Origin of the sequence: Gluconobacter thailandicus F149-1 = NBRC 100600 (assembly GCF_000964465.1) — a bacterium.
GTDB classification, from domain to species: domain Bacteria; phylum Pseudomonadota; class Alphaproteobacteria; order Acetobacterales; family Acetobacteraceae; genus Gluconobacter; species Gluconobacter thailandicus.
Genome location: NZ_BANH01000053.1, coordinates 1 through 3,112 on the forward strand (window position 1 = coordinate 1; position 3,112 = coordinate 3,112).

Sequence of the window (3,112 nt, forward strand, 5' to 3'; positions counted from 1 at the left end):
TGAGACGGAATCGTCATTGGTCCAGAATTGGTCCAAAATCGCTATTTAATTTTTTAGTTTTGGCGCCCGATACAGCTCTATGTCGCTGATACCATTACCAAAAAAATTTGGTGTCCCATAGGGGAGGAAAAACGAGGGGAATCCAACGTATTGATTAATCAAAACAATGGCTTACAGGAAGCCAGCGTGTGCCACAGGTGTGTGCCACACAGGGGGTTAGCGGGTCAAATGGCTCCCAACCCGACCCCCAAGGCGAGCACCCCGCCCAGGTGGTGAACTGACAGCGCGCATGCGGGCATGTCCAACACACCCGACATCCTCTCAACGATGATGCGGTCCGACATTGCGCCGCATCGGGCCAGGGCATCGACCAGTGGCCCATCGTCAACGTCCCGAACTCCCGCTGGTCCCGCTCCCGGTGTTCCCACCCAAATCACCACATCCACCATCACTCAATCTCCTTCTATTGACCTGGAGATATCGAATCACGGAATGGGATAGGACGAAATAATTAGCAGAAAACAGCCATTTATGAACCGTTCATCAATTCATGACGTGTGATGATGATTCATGAAAAAAGGGTCATCAGTTCTCATGAACCGATGGTTCTCCCTGTCACGTTTTGTTGCAATAAGTCAGAACCTCAGGCGCTCGATTTTCTCGTCGAGATGGACCTCTGGGCCGAGTTCCGGGGCATCAAGCTCCACACGCTCCTTCGCTGCCAGGGCCTGCGCCTGGCGGGCTTCCTCCACGCGAGCCTTGCGTTCCTGTTCCTCAAGCTCTGCTTTCTCTCTTGCTTCGATACTAGAGAGCTTGAGACGTGCCGGGGCTGTCTGGTCAAGCCAGCCATCGTGTTCTGCTTGTCTGGCCTGGGCGACATGCTCCCCCTTTTGCGTGATGGCCTCGTCGTCGGGAAGGTTGGCAACATACTCCCTGAGTTTTTCGGCCTCCTTGTGTGCCGTCTCATGCTCACGCGGATTGCCGGGGAACTGACCGACAACCCGAGGACCACCGAAATTCGGATGCGGGATTTCCGGGATACCGAACACTTTCAAGATGCTATTGACCAGTTTGAGAGCAATACCGGCAGCGATATCAGCGAGTTTCTCGACGGTTTTACCCTCAGCAATCTCGTCCCGTGGAGCTGTGCGCTCGATGGATTTTTCGGTGGTTTCCAGCCGCTTTTCCGCTTTCTCACGGACTGTCTGCACGCGCCTGCGGTACTCGTCAGAGATGCGAACGGGGTCACGATTGGCCTCAGACCAGGGCGATTCACCAACCACGCGCTTGAGGGCATCTTTGTCATCCGGGAGAGGTAGCGATTTCGGACGTGATGGAGCCTGCGCCGTTGGTGTCTGCTGGACAGGGGGGGCCTGCTCATCACTGAAGGCCCCGGTGCGCCTGGGGGATGCCGGGGTCATCGCTGGGGTGGACTGCTGACGCAATGCCTCCTGTTCTTGGACCCATGCGACATAGTTCTCCAGGTCATACGGGTACTCGGTCCCATGACGGGCATGATAGATACGCTGGAACGCCTGAAAGCTGCTTTGGGCACGCTTCTGGTTCTGCGTGCTCAACTCATCATAGCCGCCCTGGGCTCTGGTCCATGCGGGTGATTTCCGTGACTGTGCCATCTCTGCCGATACCTCCGCCGCCTTGATTTTTAGGAGACGGTGCAGAGCCGTGACTTCCACACCATCAACTGACGCGACCCATGTGCCTGGTCGTCGGCCTGGCACTAGGTCGATGCCGCAATGGTGAAGCATGTCTTTGAAAGAGAGGCCGTTTTCCGCGCTTCTTGCCTGCCATGCTGCGGATATGGCGGCCTTGATGGCGGGGGTACTCAGACCGTTCCTCTTCAGGATTTGGTGGGTCTCCGAACTGTAAGCCGCCTTCGGAGTGCCAGCGCCTGGCCCAAACTCCCGCCACTTCAAGATGTCCGCGAACGCCTGGGCTTCCGGCAGGCTGTCACGCTCCAGGGCCTTCAATACGGCTTTATCATGCTTGCCGTGGGTCACATGATGGCCCAGCCGGATTTCTGCCAGCCTGCCGAGCTTCTCCTGGCGCGGCTTCATAAACTTGCTGTCCAGTGCGCTACCATCTTGGCGCATCTCGGGCACTATTATATGCCAGTGGCGCTCATATCCTTGGCCGTCCTGGCGGGATTTCCGATGCTCTACTACCGTTGCATCATCAAGATTGAAGCCGAACTCGGCTGCGATGGACTGGAAGATACCCCGCGCTTGGTCTCGCGTCGTTGCCTCTTCCGGGGACACTGAAAAATGGCGGTTGCTGTATGTCCTCCCGGCAGCCTCGTGAGCCGCTTGGACCATGTGTCTGCCGCCCTGGAGAATGGCAATGGCTTCATTATCTTTCCCGGCGAAGACGTGCTTTATCAGCGCATGTGGGCCGGACTTCGAGGCGACCCGGATTCTGGTCGCGCCGATAATCATTCCGCCGCCCTCCGCCCGGTCCGGCTCTCATGGCCTTTGTAGCCTGTAAATAGGGGGCTGCTGAAAATAGTTGTCAGTTCATGTTCGGTGAAGGCTCGGCGTGGAACATCCAGCTTCTCTCCTTCGGTCCTGTCTCTGATTTGTATACGTCCAAGATTGATTTCGGGCATGTGCTCCCGGCTCATGCACCATTCGAAGAACACATTAAGGTGGCTCTTGTATCGCTTTACACTGTCGCGTTTCAGTACCCCGCCGCGCTTGTTTGGACGGGTTTCGAGATGGTCAATAAAGCCTTGGAGGTCTTGTAGTGTGATGTCTCGCACCCTTTTGGGGCCGATATGTTGTTCCAGCTCTCCCAGTGCTGCGCGATATGAATCTAGCGTCTTGTCCTTGATGCCCTTCTTGGAAAAGAAATCATCAATGAGAGAAGGCCAGGGCTTCGACGACCCGCGCCGTGCCGGAACAGGCGATTGAGAGGGACCGCTAGGGATTTGGTGCGGCGGGGTATGAGCGGCACCTTCGCGAATGGCTCGTGCTAATCCGTCTGCTTCGCCCTGCGTGCGTGCTGCTTTGATGGCGTCAGAGATGTCCTGGTGGTGGTCGAGCCAAAAGCTATCCTGGCGATTTTTGGTCGCCTCAAGCCCTCCAATACGTCGCAG

At 56.6% G+C, this 3,112-nt stretch carries 3 protein-coding genes; all 3 read right to left on the reverse strand.

Translation table 11 applies throughout. The annotated features are described in order from the left end of the window. Nucleotides 1-224 precede the first annotated feature (224 nt). Entirely contained in the window at nucleotides 225-452 is a 228-nt protein-coding gene (locus B7444_RS12840; RefSeq protein ID WP_146911459.1) for a hypothetical protein, read from the reverse strand. Between the two features lie 183 nt (nucleotides 453-635). Then, nucleotides 636-2,453, reverse strand: a complete 1,818-nt coding sequence (locus B7444_RS12845) for a hypothetical protein (protein WP_035729294.1) — start codon at nucleotides 2,451-2,453, stop codon at nucleotides 636-638. Next, a partial coding sequence (locus B7444_RS12850) for a site-specific integrase (protein ID WP_048855189.1) occupies nucleotides 2,450-3,112 on the reverse strand: 663 nt, incomplete at its 5' end. The genes B7444_RS12845 and B7444_RS12850, both read right to left, overlap by 4 nt.